A 17125-nucleotide genomic window follows, 5' to 3' on the forward strand; every position below is an offset into this window, starting at 1 on the left:
AGTACAGATAAATGTCCTTACTTAAAGTGGAGAAATTAGGAAAGTCATATAACGCGGATGCGAAAGTTCTTAACGATGTTAGCTTTGAAGTAGAAGCTGGAGAATTTGTATCAATTATTGGACCATCAGGAGCTGGAAAATCAACACTATTACGCTGTATAAATCGGATGGTGGAAATCGACGAAGGCAAAGTTATTTTTGATGGTAATGACGTAGGTATTTTGAACAAAAAGGAACTACGTAAAATGCGTACAAACATTGGCATGATTTTTCAACATTATAATCTTGTTCCACGCTTATCTGTTATCGAGAACGTACTACATGGTAGATTCGGATATAAAACAACTGTTCAAGGTATATTAGGGAAATTTACAGAAGATGAAAAGGAACAAGCTTTTTACCTTCTAAAAAAATTAGGAATTGGAGAGCATGCATATAAAAGATGTGATCAGCTAAGTGGTGGTCAGCAACAACGTGTAGGAATTGCTCGTTCTCTCATCCAAGAGCCGAAAATTGTTCTGTGTGATGAACCAATTGCTTCACTTGATCCCAATGCATCTAAAGTGATTATGGATTATTTAAAATCGATTACGATGGAGCTTAACATTACATGCATTGTGAATTTGCATCAAGTGGAAATTGCACGAAGCTATTCTGATCGTATTATCGGCTTAAGTAAAGGTGGCATCGTCTTTGACGGTCCTAGCTATAGATTATCTACAGACAGTACGGATCTAATTTATGGCACAAAAACGGTAGAAAAAAGACAGTTAGTTACTGTGTAAGGAGTAATCAAAGTGAATGAAAAAGTAATGCGAAACCAACGGAAATGGCAAACGATTATCTTTGCTACGATTATAATCGTCCTGACATATTTATCATCGGATATAACGAACTTTAATATCATTCATGGAATTGCTACGTTACCAAATGCTTTTACTTGGATAGTTTCAAATCTATTTATTACCCAAGAAACGCTAGAAAGGCTCCCGAAAATACTGGAGAAATTAGCAGAAACTATTCTTATGTCTATTGCAGCCACCACAACTGCGACAGTCTTTTCTCTCTTTTTAGGGTTAATGGGTTCAAAAACAACTGGAACAAGTAATTTACTTGGTGCATTTGCTCGATTTATCGCTTCGGTGGCAAGAAATATTCCAGTGGTTGCTTGGGCTTTAATATTGCTTCTATCCTTTGGGCAAAATTCAGTGACTGGGTACTTAGCTTTGTTTGTTGGCTCGCTGGGCTTTTTAACAAGAGCATTTATTGAATCTATCGATGAAGCTAGCCAAAGCGCAGTGGAAGCCTTGAGGGCCACTGGTGCTACCTACTTTCAAATTGTCTATAAAGCAGTTATTCCACAATGTTTGCCTCAAATGATCAGTTGGATTTTGTTTATGATCGAGACAAATATCCGTAGTGCCACATTAGTTGGTATCTTAACTGGTACGGGAATTGGATACTCATTTGACCTCTATTATAAAACCCTTAACTATCATGCAGTGGCGCTTGTTACGCTTAGTATCGTCATTTCCGTTATTATGCTAGAACTGATTTCAAATCATATCCGGAAGGTGATTCTATAATGGAAGTAACATCCACACCGATATACATCAGGAAAAAGTCAAACGGTCGAATTTCGATTAAATCTGGCAACAAAGTAGAACGCGTCATGAAAGCGACAGGGATTGTTCTGTTTGCACTAACTATTTTAGCTTTTATGTCATTTAATTATTCTGGCTTAGATTTAACTAAAGCAATTTCAGAAACAGCATATAATTTGAAGACGATGTTCCTCGAACCCGCTTTGAGTCACTTCACATGGGGGGAGGCTTTTTATCAAGTAGGAATTACGCTTGGATTAGCATTTCTTTCGACAATTCTAGGAGCAGTGATTGCCTTCTTCTTGGCCTTGATGGCAGCAACTAATTTATCAAACAAATGGATATCGAAAACAGTACGAATTCTAGTAGCCTTTGTTCGCGCAGTACCAACCGTTTTATGGGTACTAATCTTTGCAATCGCAGCAGGGCTAGGAAGTGAAGCAGCTGTTCTTGGAATGCTATTTCACTCAATTGCCTATTTAGTAAAAGCATTTTCGGAGGCTTTTGAAGAAGTAGATAAGGGGATATTGGAGGCACTTACTGCAACTGGTGCTAACTGGTGGCATACTGTAACTCATGCTATCTTACCCTCGACGTTCACCTATTTACTATCTTGGACATTCTTACGATTCGAAATCAATTTCTCTGTAGCTGTTGCAATGGGAGCCGCAGCAGGTGCAGGAGGGATCGGATTCGAATTGTTTATGGCTTCTGGATTCTACTTTGATATGCGAGAGGTCGGATTAATTACTTACATGATCCTAATCCTAGCAATTGTCTTAGAGTTAACATCTACTAGATTAAAAAGTCGTTATTTCCCAGCTACATCTGTAAATTAACATGTTAATTCAAACAATCATGAATGTTTAAATTTTCAGGTTTGTTTTATACACAGGGACACAAAAACCCCAATATAGTATGCACTGTAAAAAGTGCAGCTATTTTGGGGTTTTGTATTAGTTTTTAGTATTTTCGTTAGAATTCTCAAACTTAGGAACTAAATCGAAAATTCGTTGGTCTTCAAAAGCATCTATGAGGCGTTCCAACCAGTTGTAATAGTCTTTCATGTATTTCAGCTTATCAATATCTATTTGAACCTCTTCACGTAATTCTTCACTTAGGACAGGATTCTGTAATAATTCTTCAAGTTCTGCCAGTGACTTTTTAATTGCCGCCGTATGCAGTGTGACTGATCTTTGCCATTTAATAGAAAACAAATCGATGAAGCTTTGGTGCCAATCATCTGTCACTTTATATAAATCTTTACGAACTCCCTTTTTCCAGGCACGTTCGACTAACTTTAGTTCAGATAGTGCTCGGACAGAAGTGCTCATACTTGTTTTACTCATGCCTAGTTTTTCTGTCATATCATCTAATGTTAATGGTTCATTTTGAAAAAACATTGTTCCGAATTGTCTACCTGCAGAAGGTACCAAGCCGTATAAATGTATATTTTGGGCAATTGTCTCTATAATTCTCTCCCGTGCTTTATCTATTTTTTCATGGTCCTCCATATACGTTCCCTCCACTGAAATTAGCCTTGTTCACATAATCCAGCTAACTAAATTTAAATGTATTATATCCTTACCCAAAAAGCAATTTTTTTAAATATTTATTGTACAGTTTTTACTGTACAAACAATTAATTTAGTTTAAACTGTTGAAAATTTATGAAATTAACTCTATAATGAATAGGGTTCGTGTGTTTCGGACGGTGAGGAGTGAAGGCATGAGTGAAGAATATATAAATAAAAAAATAGTAGTAAAAGACGCTACAAAGATTTTTGGTAAAAGTAGTGGTCGTGCAATACAGTTGCTGAAAGATGGTAAATCAAAAAGTGAAATTTTGAAAGCAACTGGTGCAACTGTTGGAGTGAAACAAGTATCCTTTGATGTCAATGAAGGTGAAATTTTCGTCATTATGGGTTTATCCGGAAGTGGTAAATCAACATTAGTTAGAATGCTTAATAGATTAATAGATCCAACAATGGGCCAAATTTTACTAGATGGTAAGGATATTGTTCAGATGAATAAGGAACAACTTCGTGATGTAAGAAGGAAGAAAATTGGAATGGTATTTCAAAATTTTGCCCTCTTTCCACATAAAACAATTGTTGAAAATACAGAGTATGGCTTAGAAATCCAAGGGGTTTCTAAAAAAGAAAGAAACGAAAAAGCAATAGAATCTTTAAGACTTGTCGGTCTTGCAGGATATGAGGAACAGTACCCGAAACAACTAAGTGGAGGTATGCAACAGCGTGTTGGTCTTGCTAGAGCACTTGCGAATAACCCAGATATTTTGCTTATGGATGAAGCGTTTAGTGCATTAGATCCGCTTATTCGAAAAGACATGCAAAATGAGCTGCTTCAGCTTCATCACGATATGCAAAAAACAATAATTTTCATCACACATGATTTAGATGAAGCCCTTCGCATTGGTGACCGTATAGCACTGATGAAGGACGGGGAAATTGTTCAAATTGGATCTCCTGAAGAAATTCTGATGAGTCCATCCAATGAGTATGTTGAAAGATTTGTGGAAGACGTAGATTTATCCAAAGTACTAACTGCTGGTCATATTATGAAAAAAGCCGACACAGTAAAAGTTGACCGTGGTCCTCGTGTAGCACTTCGACTGATGAAACAATTAGGTATTTCTTCTATATATGTAGTAGATAATGCGAATCGCTTATTGGGAGCTGTTACAGCGCAAGATACTGTAGCTGCGATTGAATCAGAGAAATCACTGAATGATGTCATTATTTCTGATCTTCCGATGATTTTACCAGATACGGTTCTCACAGAGTTATTTGATGTTGTCTCAACAGCAAGCATTCCTGTAGCGGTTATTAATGAAGAACAAAAGCTACAAGGAATTATTATACGTGGTGCCCTCATAGGTGCACTATCTGGTGATAAAGAGTTCATTAACAAAGATGGAACAGTGGATTCCGCAGAGCAACCTATTACGGAGGTGATTTAAGATGAATGAACTATTACCTCGCCTACCTTTTGCCGATTGGATTGATACTGGAGTTGATTGGTTAGTAGATACGTTTGGAACAGGTCTAGACGGTTTTGCTGATGTACTAGAAGGAGTAGTAGAAGGTTCAGTGGATATATTGGATTTAGTTCCTTCTATATTATTAGCTTTCATCTTTGCTTTAATAGCGGGACTAATTTCTACGAGGAAGATTGCCTTCTTCTCACTGATTGGCCTTTTATTCATCGATTATTTAGGATATTGGTACCCAATGCTTCAGATGCTAACGTTAGTATTGACTTCAGTCATCTTCGCACTAGTGATTGGTATTCCTATAGGGATTCTTAGTTCTCAAAAAGCTGGTGTTCGAAAGGTAGTAAATCCAATATTGGATTTAATGCAAACAATGCCTGCGTTCGTCTATCTAATACCGGCAATTTTCTTTTTCAATATTGGGGTCGTACCGGGAGTTGTAGCATCGGTAATTTTCGCAATGCCTCCAACAATCCGTTTGACGATGTTAGGCATTCAGCAAGTACCAAAAGATTTAATAGAAGCAACAGAAGCATTTGGCTCAACGACGTGGCAGCGGTTGTTTAAAATCCAGATCCCACTAGCGAAACCTACGATTATGGCAGGGGTGAACCAAAGTATAATGCTATCCCTATCAATGGTTGTAATAGCTTCGATGGTAGGTGCACCGGGGCTTGGTGAAGAAGTTTACCGTTCTGTTACACAATTGAAAACAGGAGTTGGCGTAGAAACTGGACTATCTATCGTAATCGTTGCGATTATTTTAGATAGAATCACGCAATACGCTGGAAATAGAAAGAAAAAACTAGGGGGAAATACAATATGAAATTAGCAAAAAAGTTAACAGGTCTAGGAGCAGTTGCATTACTTTCACTTGGGTTAGCAGCATGTGGGGATACAGAAGATAAAAATGATTCAACATCATCTACGGATTCAAATGCAAGTTCAGTTGGAGAGTCACTTGACTACAAAATTACTGGTATTGATCCTGGTGCTGGAATTATGGAAGCAACAGAACGAGCTATTACAGATTATGAATTAGATGAGTGGGACCTTGTAAGTGGTTCAAGTGCTGCAATGACAGCATCTCTAAAAAAAGCATATGATGCGGAAGAGCCGATTGTCGTAACAGGTTGGACTCCTCACTGGAAATTTGCTGAATATGATTTGAAATATCTTGAAGATCCAAAAGGTTCATATGGTGGGGAAGAAGAAATTCACACAATTGGTCGTACTGGATTACAAGAAGAAATGCCAGAAGCTCACCAAGTCCTTTCCAATTTCAACTGGTCAGAGGATGATATGGGTGAAGTGATGATTGCTATTAAAGACGGTGAAAAACCAGAAGTAGCTGCACAAGCTTGGGTAGATGCAAATCCCGAGAAAGTTGCAGCATGGACAGATGGTATTGAAAAAGTCGACGGCGACAAGATTAAACTTGCATATGTTGCATGGGATAGTGAAATCGCCAGTACAAACGTTATGAGCATCGTATTAACAAGCTTAGGATATGACGTAACAATGCTTCAAGTTGAAGCAGGTCCAATGTGGACAGCTATTGCCGACGGTAGTGCAGATGCATCACTTGCTGGATGGTTGCCGTTAACACATGCTACGTATGCTGAAAAATTCGATGGTAAATTTGAAGACCTTGGCACAAGCATGACAGGTGTGAAAATTGGCTTAGTTGTTCCAGCATATATGGACATCACATCAATTGAAGATTTGAAAAAATAATAATTATAAACAAACCCCTAGAGCAAGTTTAAAACTTGTTCTGGGGTTTTTTAGTTTGTCCCTGTGTAGGAAACATTCGCGTTAATTCAAACAAACGTGAATGTTTCTATTTTCATGTTTGTTTATCTGAGTTCCAGTCTAAGCTCCTGCTTCTCTATATAACAAGGGATATTCCTATATGTAATCACTTTAGTACCAGCAAAACCTTAGGAATGCATATTTTTTTAGCATTGGGTTTTAAGTGTCACGGAGGTTTCAACTGTACCTTCAATATTAATAAGTTGTTCTAAGCTTCTGGTGGATTTACTATGAGTTTTATTGTTATAAAATGTACATACCAATGTAGTAAGAAATTGAAAGCAACTTTTGTGACCAAATGTCATCTGAAGTGAAAGCGATTTCCGTTATAATTTATGTGAGGGGGAGCTAGTGATGCTGGAGAAACGAAGCCTAAATACTTTTTATCAATTGATGAAATTGCAACCGGCGCAACAATCCTCTTTTATTGACAAGATAAACTTAACAGAACGTCAGTTTCAATATGATGTAGAGAAAGTTAATAGCTTTCTATTAGACGTGGGGGTACCACCCATTAGAATTTCGGGTGACCGAATCTTGATAGAACAAGAGGTTGTCGATTATTGGAAGGGAAATGGAGCAGGTTTTGTAGCAAATCAATTTTCTTTTGAGCAAGTAGAGCGAGTAATCATATTCCTGTTATATACTTTCATCCGACATGAACCTCTTTCCAATTTTCACTTTCAACATTTGTTTGGTGTTAGTAAAAATACCGTCAGTTCAGATGTGAAGCGAGTTAATAAGTTTTGTGTGGATTTCCGTGTAGAAGTACGCTATTCAAGAGAACATGGGTACCATTTAAAAGGTACGGAAGAAGATAAGCGAAACCTAATGCTTAAGGCAATTTCCATGTTAAAGATTAAATCATATGCTCATGAGAAATTCACATTTATATTTCAACAGCAACAATTGCAAAATCAGTATGAGGACTATCAACAAGTTTTGAAGGAATTTGAACAGCAATATTCATTTTCATTCACTGAAGACAGATTGGATGAATTTATCTACTTGCTTCAAATGATACATATTCGCCAACAACAACAAAAAAAGGTGCAGATTTATCCAGATACAGTGAATTTTTTGGAAAATCAACAGGCTTTTTTGGTGTCTACATTGATACAGCAACGCTTAGGATATACAACTAATCGGGAAGAAGTTGCTTTTTTGACCATTCAACTACTTGGCATATGCCAAGGTGAGGTTAGCCCTGCTAGGACTGATGCGCTGTTTGCTATTACGGAGAAAATCATTGTTAACTTTGAACGTTATGCATGTATTCAATTGTTAGATAGAAACAAGGCAATGGAAACACTATATTTACATTTCAAGCCAGCTTACTACCGGATGCTCTTTAAAATACCAATTACAAATGTATTACTGGATGATATTAAGGAAGAGCATCGAGACTTGTTTATTGTGGTTAAGGAAGTACTCAAGCCGATTGAGGAAATGTTAAATATTAAGGTACCGGAAGATGAGGTAGGCTTTCTTACCCTTCATTTCGGAGGGTTACTTAAACTGGATAGTGAAAGTTCAATAAAATTATTTAGGGCTGTAATCGTTTGCCCAAATGGGATTAGTTCAAGTTTAATGCTGGAAAATCAGTTAAGATCACTTTTTCCACAGTTTAAGTGGACTTCGTCGTTTTCATCTTATGATTTTCAACATCTTAAAGATACAGAGTATGATCTTGTATTTTCCACTGTTGTACTTAAAACAATAAAACCATTATTTATTATTAGACCGATTATGAGTGAAATGGAAAAGAAGGAACTAGTACAAACAGTAGAAGGGCTTACGCTGCAACAGTCATACCATAATCCAACTTCAGATGAGTTAATAAAAATTATTCGTCAGTATGCTGATATCAAACAGCCTGATCTGCTAAAAAGTGCATTACAACAGGCCTTGTTTAAAAATGATCACTTGAATCTAGGGAGGAAACAACCAGTGTTAAAGGATTTATTAATCGAAGAAAATATTCAATTTATGCATAATATTGGTGATTGGAAAGATGCAATCAAGACAGCAGCGGAACCTTTGTTATCAAATGATTCAATTACAAATCAGTATGTAGATGTCATGATTGAGAACATAGAAACAATGGGACCGTATATTATCATCGGCGAACAAGTTGCGATCCCTCATGCACGTCCAGAATTTGGAGTGAAAAAATTAGGGATGAGCTTGTTGAAATTATCAGAACCTAGTTACTTGCTAGGTGAGGAGCAAAACAAAGTAGAAATATTCATATGTTTAGCTGCTATTGATAACCAAACACATTTAAAAGCTTTGGCTCAATTGACTACATTGTTGAGTGATCCTATAAAATTAGAACTTTTGAAGAAGGCGCAGACAAAACAGGATATTCTAGATTTAGTTGTAGAGTTCTCTGAACTATAGGCTTGTGTGCAATGGATATACGATCGAAACTAACTATTAATAGGAGGAAATAAAAATGAAAATTTTAGCAGTATGTGGAAATGGTTTAGGTACGAGTTTTATTTTATCAATAAATGTAAATAAGGCGCTAAAAGAATTGAATATTGATGGTGAATGTAAGAATATGGACTTAGCGAGTGCAAAGACCGAAGTAGCTGATTATTATATTGGCACTCCTGAAATTATGGAACAATTGCAAGATGGTAACAAAAAAACTATTAGTATTATCAATATGGTCAGTGCAGATGAAATCCAGAAAGCGTTAACTTCTCATATCTTGGGGGAAAAATAGTATGTTCGATTTGATTATGAAGGATATTTTAGGGACTCCTGCCATTCTGGTTGGTTTGTTCGCTTTATTTGGTTTGATGTTACAAAAGAAGGCGATTACCGATGTTGTTTCTGGGACATTAAAAACAATAATGGGATTCATTATTCTTAATGCAGGTGCGACGGTATTAACGGGTTCACTAACTATATTCGGAGATATGTTTGAAAAGGCATTTAATATTGAAGGTGTTATTCCAAACAATGAAGCAATTGTGGCGTTATCACAAAATGCTTTTGGTACTGAGACAGCTATGATTATGTTAATAGGTATGTTAGTTAATATCGTCTTAGCTCGATATACGAAGTTTAAATATATCTTCTTGACAGGACATCACACTATGTTCATGGCTTGTTTACTCGCTGCTGTTCTTTCCACATCAGGGATGGGTAGTATTCCTCTTGTAATCATAGGCTCTCTAATTTTAGGTGCATTAATGGTTCTACTACCTGCAATGCTACAACCTACGGTAAGAGAAATTACAGGTTCAGATGATATTGCTGTAGGTCACTTCGGATCATTCGGTTATTTTGCAGCTGCTAAAGTTGCGAAATTGACAGGTGACAAAACGAAATCTACGAAAGAGGTCAAAGTACCAAAATCCCTTGGCTTTTTACGAGATTCGTCTGTAGCACTAGCGTTGACAATGACTATCATGTTCCTTGTGGTTTCTCTTTTTGTTGGTCCTAGTTACATAGAGGAAAACCTAAGTGATGGTACTAACTTTTTAGTATTTTCATTACTACAGGCCATTACCTTTGCTGCCGGTGTTTTCATCATCTTAGCAGGCGTTCGTATGTTAATTGCTGAAATAGTTCCTGCATTTAAAGGGATTGCAGATAAAATTGTTCCAAACGCAAAACCTGCACTAGACGTACCAATTGTATTCCCCTTTGCGCCAAATGCGGTTATTATAGGGTTTTTATCAAGTTTCGTAGCAGGATTACTAAGTATGTTTTTACTTCCACTCGCAGGATTGGCAGTAATCGTACCAGGACTTGTTCCACACTTTTTCTGTGGAGCAGCCGCTGGAGTATTTGGTAATGCGGTAGGAGGACGTAGAGGTGCTGTAATTGGTGCTTTTGTACAAGGAATATTAATCAGTTTCTTACCAGCAATGTTGTTGCCAGTTCTAGGTTCCCTAGGATTTGAAGGCACCACTTTTGGAGACTCTGATTTCGGTGTAGTAGGAATTATCATTGGGTATATTATTAATCTATTTAGTTAACAACATGAACAGTACAACTACGTAGGAAATCACCCTATCAGTTTAAATAAAAATCAAAACAGCCATGGACGATAGCAGTCCATGGCTATTTTGTTAATCGGGGGAAGTTTGACCTACTTATGTAGATATTTATAAACCATTATGTAAATTCTTCTAAAACATTAGTAATGCTTTGAATGTCATATTAACCCGCCCTATGATTCATTTTACTAAAATTATATACTTCCACCTTTACCAACCGTATAAAAAATGGAATATTATACTAATAAGGGGATGAGGAGGAATTTAATGTATCAAGAAAGGAAGATATCATATAATGGTGTAGGCAGGTGTTACTTTGATTTTTTCTCTAGACAAGAAGAGTTAAAAGTATGCCTATGAAAATATTAGACGTAGATTTATTTCAAGATGGACTCAAGCGAAATATAGCAATGTTGGACAGGCTTGAAAGCGAGATAGAAGCAATTCAGCGTACAGTAGAAGGATTAGTAGGGATGGAAGACGAACTTAAAGGAGAAGGAGGTAATGCTATTCGGGCTTTCTATGCGGAATGTCATCTACCTTTACTCCAATACTTCCTCGTTTCTGCCGCTGGTTATAAGCAAGTGCTTCAACAAATGGAAAACGCTCTAGATGCACTCGAACCAGATACGTCTGGTCATATCGTGGAGCAATTTCTAAAAGGTGAGGTAGAGCAGGGACTTACTACAATCGCACAACTGACTGAAAATCTAACGAATGAGTCAAACAGTATTATGGACCAGGTAAGTGATATCGTGGCCCTTCCACATCTGAATGATAGTGGAGTACAGGAAAGTGTTCTAAATGCGAAAAGAAAGAGGGACGATACAGTAGGTAGGCTACAAGAATTTGATGCAACCCAGACAGCCGCATTGCTACCTTTCGAGCAAGACATGGATGCAATGGATACATGGATCCAAAACATGGAAGAAATGTTTAACAGTAATCTTACGGATATCGACTTTCAACAAAATCACTGGGCGAAGTTGACTTCACGTAATAGATTTCAGTCGGACCTGATAATTCATACAACATCGATTGCTGGAATTTCGAACAAACTATCTAAAGAAAGTCAGTTAAATTTGATGTTCAAAACCTTTATGTCTAGTACAAATCCAATTCGTTTTGGCTATGGTGGACTAATCCATCGTCCAATTATTCTTTTTGGGCCTGAAACATTAGCTTTTTCTAGATTGTCGTCCGTACAAAGCGACAGGCAGGATAAAGTAAATGACACAAATATAGTAGATGAAGAACTGAAGGTGATTTATGCTGAGTTGGCGAAACACCCTGATTTCGGTAACTACCGTTCAGATACCCTAGTCGATCCGCTAACAGGTGAATACTTACATACTTTTGAAGGAATGAGAAAAGTTGTTGGTGGGAATGGATCGGGAACAGCAGATGGACTAGCGCCAATTGGTATGTTTGCCTTCGACTTCTATACAGAGGACCTCGTTACAATGTTTGGTCCTGATTCTACTGTAAACGAACGATTAGCCGCAGCTGTATTTACCTTTGGTAAACCAATAAAGATTGCGGATACCGGACTAGATTTGTTGAAAAGTGGAGAAAAGGCAAAGAATACTGGTAAGGGTACGGTTAAAGATAAGGGAGTTAGTGAAACTAATTTAAGAAATATTGATGATTTTATAAATGGTAACAAGAAATTTGATGAAGTCATTGAAGACTATGCAAAAGTATATAAAGAACATGTTGATTTAAACAAACCTTGGTCTTGGGATGATACTATTCCGGGTGGAGATAGCTTGTCTTCTGCTCAAAAAAGAAAGATAAAAGAAATGGCTATAGAAAAAGGACATATTCCTGAAATAAAGGTTACAAAAGCAGATGGTATGAGGTATGGATTTGCCGACTTTGCAAGTGCAGGTGTTGTAGAAGAGACTGTTCAGCTACCAGAGAGATTTTGGAAGTTATCGGATAAAGAACAGTTTAAGTGGTTAGACGAACAAATAGGTGGTACAAGAAAAGGGATAACATGGCATCATACGGAGGTTCCTGGTAAAATGGAGCTAGTCCCCTTTGGTATTCATAATATTACACCTCATAATGGTGGAAGGACAAAAGGAATGTGGGCCGACGCTCCAAGATAATAATATTGAGGAGGTATAGAAATGGAATTTAAGGATGGTTCAATAATTTATCCCTTGCCGGACGATACTTTGCTTTCTGAAAAGGAAGGTAAGTGGAGAATAAATTTACCAGAGACGTATAAAGAATTTATAAAAAAATATAATGGTAGTACTCCTATAAAGGATAGTTTTAAGTGTAATAGCCATATTTATGCGATTGATAGGTTTTTATGTATTTTAAAAGTAACCGGGGAAAGAGATGATGAGTATTACGATATAGGAGTAGTTAGAACACAACTAGACGAAAGAATTGTTTTTGATGAAAATTTAGTAGGTACTGAACTGCTACCAATAGCTGTTTTATTTGCAGGTGACTTTGTTTGCTTAGACTATCGTAACAATGTTGAAGAGCCTATTGTATGCGTTTGGAATCATGAAGAGTCTTCAGATTTAAATCCTATAACATATATTGTAAGTAATAGCTTTGAAGAATTTCTAAATATGTTAACAGAATAGATACTTGTCGGTAGTATCTAAACCTTGATATAATGCCCTTAAGTTAGTAACACTTATTTAATTTACTTTAAGCACTTGATTGTCTAATAGGCAACAGGTGCTTTTTGTTTTTTGTGAGAAATTGATAGCAGGAGGAAAGGCTGAAGTAATAGGAGGTTTGGGAGATAAGAGAATAGATTCACAATAGGTAGTCAATGGCGATATAGGATTGATATTGTTGATGAACAAATCAAGGAATTAGCAAAAAGTATGACACCAGAACAACTAAAAAATACTTATTTAAATGTGAAATTAACACATTAGTGGGAGGAGTATAAATGGAAAAATATCTAAAAGATTTTAAATTGCATAATAAGGTTCCGAGTGAAATCATTGAAAAATATATGCAACTGGTACCAAATGAAATTATAGATTTATGGAGTAATTATGGATTTGGTACATTTATGCAAGGGTATTTTAAAAGTGTAAATCCAGAGGAATTTAAAGAGATTTTGGGAGAGAGTAGTCAGAGATACAAAGATTCAGTTGTGTTGTTTGCTACAGGTATGGGTGACCTAGTTATTTGGTCAGATGGATATGTTAGACTACTTAATTGCAGGTATGGTGTGGTAAAGACAATTATGTTTACATTTGAATTTTTCTTTCAAAATATTAATGATTTGGAATTTAAAGATGAAGATTTGTCTTGGCAACCTTATCCCGAAGCCCTTAAACAATATAGTGAGTTGCATTATGATGAGTGCTTCGGCTATACACCGCTATTAGGTTTAGGTGGAGCAGAAAAAGTAGAGAATCTAAAAAAAGTCAAACTGAAGGAACATATTCTTATTATTACTGAATTTATGGGACCAGTTCAGTAATATTCGGGAGTATGTTACAGAATTAACTATAAGCACTTTTTGTTTTTTTTTAGAAATCTTAACTTTGGACGATATTGGATATTGCTTTACTGAAATTCATAGCTCATGAAGGTAGTACCATCATGGAGTATTGATTTTATATTTGGATTTTGTGAGAAGTACGATAAATAGGCGAGATGACATTTTAAGTGGCAGGGAGACTTATGATACTGCAAAACCCACAAACTAAAGACAATGACAAAGCTCGTAATGCTAAAGGTGGTATCGATACGGATACATAAAGATAGTGAATAATAAAAAGTGAAGATTTTTGAGTGAGACAATAAGAATGTGATTTGTTTGAGAATCGAAAGCTCATGATGGTTGTACTATCATGGAGTATCGTTTTAATACTTTGATAGTAAGAAAAGTACGATAATATGGCAGGGGTAGTTATGACAGGGAATGGATAAAAAACTAACGAGAATGACAAAGTTCGTGGCGATAAACGGTAGGTTACATAAGAAAGTTCCTAGTTTAGCAATAGGGCAGACAAAAATTGTGTTGTATTTTTACTAGAGACGGTCGTATAATACTCGCTATTCGTAAAAAAAGCGTTACGAAAATTACAATTTATGTAACGGGAGGGTGAAAAGTTGAACGTTGTTGGGTATATACGGGCCTCGACTCAAGGGCAAGCGAAAGATGGATACAGTTTGAAATATCAAGAAGATGAAATCAAAGCATACTGTGAAGAACAGGGCTGGAACTTGATACATATTTTTAGAGATGAAGGAATAAGTGGCGCGAAACTGAATGAAGAAGCATTGGAAATAGACAGGTTGGGCTTACAGAAAATGTTGGCTCACCTTTCGTCTGTCCAAATTAATTAGTTGGTTGTACTCAATACAAGCCGTTAATGACTCCCAATTTTCATTAGGCTCAAGTAAAGCACATAATGAATTTTTAGCAATAATAGATACTTCTAGCGACTATGATACATTTGTTAGACGACTTAATAATTGGGCTAATAATAAATTAGAGGGTGGAGTATCGTCTTTACCGCAAGGTCTAAGATTAAAGTAGGAGGATACTATAATGGAAAAACAAGGATGGGTTTCAATTTGGTTAGGGAATATTAACGATGAGGACTCAATAGGAGAGTATGTTGATTTAACGTATGATGAGGATGGTGAGTCTGTCCCATCCCAATTCTTTATAGATTTTAATATTGATATGGATGAAACAGATGAGGATACTATAGAAAAAGCGGTCTATAAGAATAGTAGTAGTGATATTTCAGCATTATTAGATGGCTGTTCGTATGAAGAAATTGTCATCTCAAAAATCCAGAAAAGTATAAACCTAAAGAAATCATATAATGCAGTAATTTTAATATATAATTTTGAATATAAAAATGAAATTAGTTCAACAGGTGCTTTTGATTTTATTGCTACTACAAATTATGAATAAAATAACTCTTAAAGGTCCTAATTAGTAAGTCTCCAGGCAAAGAGATTGATATATATACCTGAGATATAATGTAATTTATGTGAAACCTTGATTGGCAAATTGCCTTTCAAGGTTTCTTTGTTAAAGAGATACCTAGTGATGAATGAACTATTTATTACTTACAGAATAGAGATACCCCTTGCAATCCCAATCTGATGTTTTAACAAATTTTTTAGTACATACAGTACCTTTAAATTTTATGCCCTATTTAATGAATTTCACTTTGTGTAAATAACCTTGTCGATAGTTGAGTAAAAATAATGAAGTCAGCAAAAAACAGGTGTAGAAAAGATACGTTTTTCTACACCTGTTTCAATTTATGTGTTTATTTAACTCATATATCAGTAATTTTTTTAAAATCATTTCCAGTTGGATTCTGGAAAAGGTGAATTCCAAACTCCGGTGCTACGGCGAGAAGATGGTCAAAGATATCTGCTTGAACCGTTTCATACACTGCCCATTGTATATCGTTGGTAAATGCATATATTTCTAATGGTAATCCGTTCTCGGTTGGGGCTAACTGCCTAACCATTAAAGTCATTTCCTGATTGATTCCAGGATGATGACGAAGATAGTTGCTAATATATGCTCGAAACACACCAATATTTGTAAGAGCCCTTCCATTCACTCGACTACTCTGATTAATTTTATTTCTTGTATTGTATTCTGCAATTTCACTTTCTCTATGGGTTACATAATCCGAAAGATAGTGGATATTTTTAAAGTTATCAATCATCTCTTCCGAACAAAATGAAATACTGTTCTTATCGATAAATAATGAACGTTTGATCCGTCGTCCTCCAGAGTTTTGCATCCCACGCCAATTTATAAAAGAATCGGATATTAGAGCATAACTTGGTATCATTGTAATAGTTTTATCAAAGTTTTGCACCTTGACTGTATTTAGGGAAATATCAATAATGTCTCCGTCTGCACCATACTTTGGCATTTCAATCCAGTCCCCAACTTGAACCATATCATTCGTCGACAACTGAATCCCCGCAACAAGACCTAATAAAGAATCCTTAAAAACCAACATGAACACTGCAGAAAGTGCCCCAATTCCACTTAGAAGAAGAAGTGGGCTTTTCCCTATAAGGTTCGCGATCACCAGAATGATCCCAAGAGTTATGATTACAATTTTAACGACTTGAATATACCCTTTAATAGGCTTGGTTCTAGATACTTCATAGGTTTGATAAATATCATTCATAGCATTTAAAGCGCTACTAATAATGACTAACCCCATAATTATTAAATATGCTATTGCAACCTTTTGGATTAAATATTCAAGGGATTCTGGAAAGGCGGAAGCAAAGAAGTAAATAATAATCGCTGGAACGATATGCGATAGCTTATGAAATACCTTCCTTTCCAAAAGCATATCATCCCATCGGAATTTAGTGTTTTTCACGATTTTAGAGATTATCCTGATTACTACCTTTTTCGTAATAAAATTAGCAATAATACAGATAAGAACTATTAAAAGACACATAATAATAATGGAAAGGTACCCTGCTAAGGTGGAATCCATGTCTAGTTTTAAAAGTTGGTTATAAATGTAATCCATATATTTCACCTCATTGTATATATTATTGTCGGTACCCTAATGCGCAGCTCATATTTGTAACAAGTGAAATGAGATAATTATTATTGTATCAGAAAAAACTAATCTTCGTCCCTAATCTTCGTCCCTGTGTAGGAAACATTCG

15 protein-coding genes and 2 pseudogenes are annotated in these 17125 nt (G+C 36.1%); 15 read left to right on the forward strand and 2 right to left on the reverse strand.

What is annotated here, in order from left to right; genetic code table 11:
- The first annotated feature begins 11 nt into the window (after positions 1-11).
- From phnC to ACQCPR_RS01690, 3 genes are read left to right on the forward strand one after another with little or no spacing between them, the layout of a single operon-like run.
- Positions 12-785 (forward strand): phosphonate ABC transporter ATP-binding protein, encoded by a 774-nt coding sequence (gene phnC / locus ACQCPR_RS01680; protein WP_427137986.1) that lies wholly within the window; start codon positions 12-14, stop codon positions 783-785.
- 12 nt (positions 786-797) lie between these two features.
- The gene (gene phnE, locus ACQCPR_RS01685) at positions 798-1586 is read left to right on the forward strand and encodes a phosphonate ABC transporter, permease protein PhnE (protein WP_093495261.1); all 789 of its coding nucleotides are present in this window, start codon (positions 798-800) and stop codon (positions 1584-1586) included.
- Positions 1586-2443, forward strand: coding sequence for an ABC transporter permease subunit (locus ACQCPR_RS01690; protein WP_427137987.1), 858 nt, complete (start codon positions 1586-1588; stop codon positions 2441-2443). The genes phnE and ACQCPR_RS01690 overlap by 1 nt, the downstream gene beginning before the upstream one ends.
- A 117-nt stretch (positions 2444-2560) precedes the next feature.
- Here the strand turns inward: ACQCPR_RS01690 and ACQCPR_RS01695 are convergent, their stop codons facing one another.
- Entirely contained in the window at positions 2561-3118 is a 558-nt protein-coding gene (locus ACQCPR_RS01695; protein WP_090565116.1) for a GbsR/MarR family transcriptional regulator, read from the reverse strand.
- 214 nt (positions 3119-3332) lie between these two features.
- Between ACQCPR_RS01695 and ACQCPR_RS01700 the strand changes: the two genes are divergently transcribed.
- From ACQCPR_RS01700 to ACQCPR_RS01755, 12 genes and pseudogenes are all read left to right on the forward strand, one after another.
- Positions 3333-4586 (forward strand): quaternary amine ABC transporter ATP-binding protein, encoded by a 1254-nt coding sequence (locus ACQCPR_RS01700; protein ID WP_427137988.1) that lies wholly within the window; start codon positions 3333-3335, stop codon positions 4584-4586.
- A 1-nt stretch (position 4587) separates the two neighbouring features.
- Positions 4588-5445: an ABC transporter permease gene (locus ACQCPR_RS01705; RefSeq protein ID WP_269922857.1), complete on the forward strand. Its 858-nt coding sequence runs from the start codon at positions 4588-4590 to the stop codon at positions 5443-5445.
- A complete protein-coding gene (locus tag ACQCPR_RS01710; RefSeq protein WP_427137989.1) occupies positions 5442-6356 on the forward strand; it encodes a glycine betaine ABC transporter substrate-binding protein in 915 nt (304 codons plus the stop codon). Before ACQCPR_RS01705 ends, ACQCPR_RS01710 begins: the two co-directional genes overlap by 4 nt.
- A 432-nt stretch (positions 6357-6788) precedes the next feature.
- Positions 6789-8837, forward strand: coding sequence for a BglG family transcription antiterminator (locus ACQCPR_RS01715; protein WP_427137990.1), 2049 nt, complete (start codon positions 6789-6791; stop codon positions 8835-8837).
- Positions 8838-8892: 55 nt separating this feature from the next.
- Complete coding sequence (locus ACQCPR_RS01720) at positions 8893-9168, forward strand: PTS sugar transporter subunit IIB (RefSeq protein WP_090565094.1); 276 nt, start codon at positions 8893-8895, stop codon at positions 9166-9168.
- Between the two features lies 1 nt (position 9169).
- Positions 9170-10432: a PTS ascorbate transporter subunit IIC gene (locus ACQCPR_RS01725; protein WP_427137991.1), complete on the forward strand. Its 1263-nt coding sequence runs from the start codon at positions 9170-9172 to the stop codon at positions 10430-10432.
- 371 nt (positions 10433-10803) lie between these two features.
- Positions 10804-12567, forward strand: coding sequence for a T7SS effector LXG polymorphic toxin (locus ACQCPR_RS01730; protein WP_427137992.1), 1764 nt, complete (start codon positions 10804-10806; stop codon positions 12565-12567).
- 21 nt (positions 12568-12588) lie between these two features.
- Positions 12589-13062: an SMI1/KNR4 family protein gene (locus tag ACQCPR_RS01735; RefSeq protein WP_340878807.1), complete on the forward strand. Its 474-nt coding sequence runs from the start codon at positions 12589-12591 to the stop codon at positions 13060-13062.
- A gap of 124 nt (positions 13063-13186) precedes the next feature.
- Positions 13187-13365, forward strand: a pseudogene (locus ACQCPR_RS01740) (polymorphic toxin type 15 domain-containing protein); the annotation flags it as partial.
- A gap of 14 nt (positions 13366-13379) precedes the next feature.
- On the forward strand, positions 13380-13922 hold the full coding sequence (locus ACQCPR_RS01745) for a T6SS immunity protein Tdi1 domain-containing protein (protein WP_427137993.1): 543 nt from the start codon (positions 13380-13382) through the stop codon (positions 13920-13922).
- A 635-nt stretch (positions 13923-14557) separates the two neighbouring features.
- Positions 14558-14791 (forward strand): annotated as a pseudogene (locus ACQCPR_RS01750) (recombinase family protein); the annotation flags it as partial.
- A 208-nt stretch (positions 14792-14999) separates the two neighbouring features.
- On the forward strand, positions 15000-15374 hold the full coding sequence (locus ACQCPR_RS01755; protein WP_427137994.1) for an immunity 22 family protein: 375 nt from the start codon (positions 15000-15002) through the stop codon (positions 15372-15374).
- Between the two features lie 373 nt (positions 15375-15747).
- Here the strand turns inward: ACQCPR_RS01755 and ACQCPR_RS01760 are convergent, their stop codons facing one another.
- The gene (locus ACQCPR_RS01760) at positions 15748-16983 is read right to left on the reverse strand and encodes a mechanosensitive ion channel family protein (RefSeq protein WP_427137995.1); all 1236 of its coding nucleotides are present in this window, start codon (positions 16981-16983) and stop codon (positions 15748-15750) included.
- Positions 16984-17125 lie beyond the last annotated feature (142 nt).

It is taken from the genome of Psychrobacillus psychrodurans (genome assembly GCF_050209195.1).
GTDB lineage: Bacteria > Bacillota > Bacilli > Bacillales_A > Planococcaceae > Psychrobacillus > Psychrobacillus psychrodurans.